Raw genomic sequence first — 1,741 nt, 5'->3', positions numbered from 1 at the left:
TGGTGACGATAAGCCTTGAGAAATCGATCGTAGGAAACGCTCCCTTGATAAACAGCCCTTCTAGCGTACGAATTGCATTGACGTCTTCCTTCAGTCCATAGAAGGACAGAAGCTTGACCGTCGTGGCATCGATAGAAAGCTTTTGCGCGGAGAAATAGAGATTCAAGAGCGACGCGATAGCGCCTCTAGCGTATTCGCGCCGCCCTCGGACATCGTCTGCGCCACTGTCGGAAGCGTTTGCCTGTTCACGTAGCAACGGAACGATGGAGTGCAGCGCGGCCTCCACCTCATCGGGATGCGACAAGAAGAACCGCTTTAGCTCCCGCGCCTCTTCGCTTTCCAGGTTCAGTCGGCTAAGGGCTCGCATCGTTCCGGACTCGATGCTGCTTCGTAGCAAGCCACGAAGCATCAGGAGAACCTCAAAGTACGAGCTCAGGAACGAGTACCGCAGCTCAACATCGCCGTTCTGCAAGACGAGCAGCGGGTTCAGCAACAGCTTGGCCAGAATGGGCTGTGCACGGGCCTCGTACAGGAGGAATAGCCGCTCCTGCATTTGTGCGACGGGCCAACGCTTCCCGTGGTCGATTACCAAGTCGGAAATCAGCTCGACGACATCAACGACCTGGATCTCGAGGTCATGCCGCGTCTGCTCACGGCGAAGGATCGAATGCACGATGTGGTCAGCAAGGTCGTTGTTCGAAGGATAAGGGGTAGAGTCATCCGAGACCTCGAAGCTTCCGTCCTTGCCTGCGCTGAGCGCGTCTTCCGCCACCGTCGTAGAGATGTCGGCCAGAAAGGGAATGATGCGGCCGTCGTCGTCATGGATGCGGATTTTGGCGACCTGCGCCATCACTCTGTCGATCATCGCCGAACCTGAAACGTAGCCCTGCAAGCGACGCGTCACGTAGCGCTTGCAGCTCGCTGTGTCGAACCCGAGTAGTTCATAGCGCTCAATGGCCAACGCCTCTAGTCCAGCGTCTTGCGCGACGACGTTGTTCCGGGTCGTCAGAAGGACGTTGCTACTCCCGAGTTGATCGTGAAGTTCCTTAAGCGATTCGAGAAAGGCCCCAACGTCGAACTGCTCTTGGAACAGCGAACTCAGCTCATCCAGACCGTCGATGATGATCGTCAAGTTACCGCAGACGACGGCCAAATCGAAGGTTGATCGATCGAAGAGCTTTCCGTGCCCTTGGTACTTCGCGTATAGCTCGTAGATGTCGTAGATCGTCTCGATTCGCGACGAGACAACCCCTCGCTCAGCCACGTACTTCTTGATCGCCTCCGCCTGGATGAGGATAACGGATGACCGCAGATCTTCACGAAAATGTAGCGCCCTTGAGACGGACAGGCACAACGAGGTCTTGCCCATGCCGCCGGGCGCGACCACAAGGTGCGCCGAGACGTGAGATGGTTTCTGCAGTACCTGCAGGAAATGGTCCAGTGCAGATTCGACGCGCACCTCGTCGCCGTCACCGTTGAGAAAGGTCAAGTCTTGATTCGTGTAGTTCTCGATGGGACTCGGCGGATCAATGGCCTTGAGGGTTTCGTCGATACAGTAGTCCCAGATATACTCCTTGTAAGTGCATTCGTGAACGCGCGTCAATAGCTTCGCTTCGGAGAATGCGCCGGCAATCAGATCCTGCTCCGGGCGCGCGACCCGATGGCGCAGAACTGTTATCTCGGGGGGACGAATGCCGGCAGCCAGCAAACGGGCCGCTGCGTGATGCGCTGTCTGCTGGAT

At 56.9% G+C, this 1,741-nt stretch carries 1 protein-coding gene; it reads right to left on the bottom strand.

Features of this window, described 5'->3' with window-relative positions; all coding sequences use genetic code 11:
* The coding region (locus AC1DXV_RS34300; RefSeq protein WP_477938004.1) for a hypothetical protein at window positions 1–1,741 on the bottom strand (1,741 nt) is incomplete at both ends.

The sequence above is a fragment of the Rhizobacter sp. P3_C12 genome, assembly GCF_056402735.1.
This window is presented reverse-complemented; position numbering and strand designations above follow the sequence as displayed.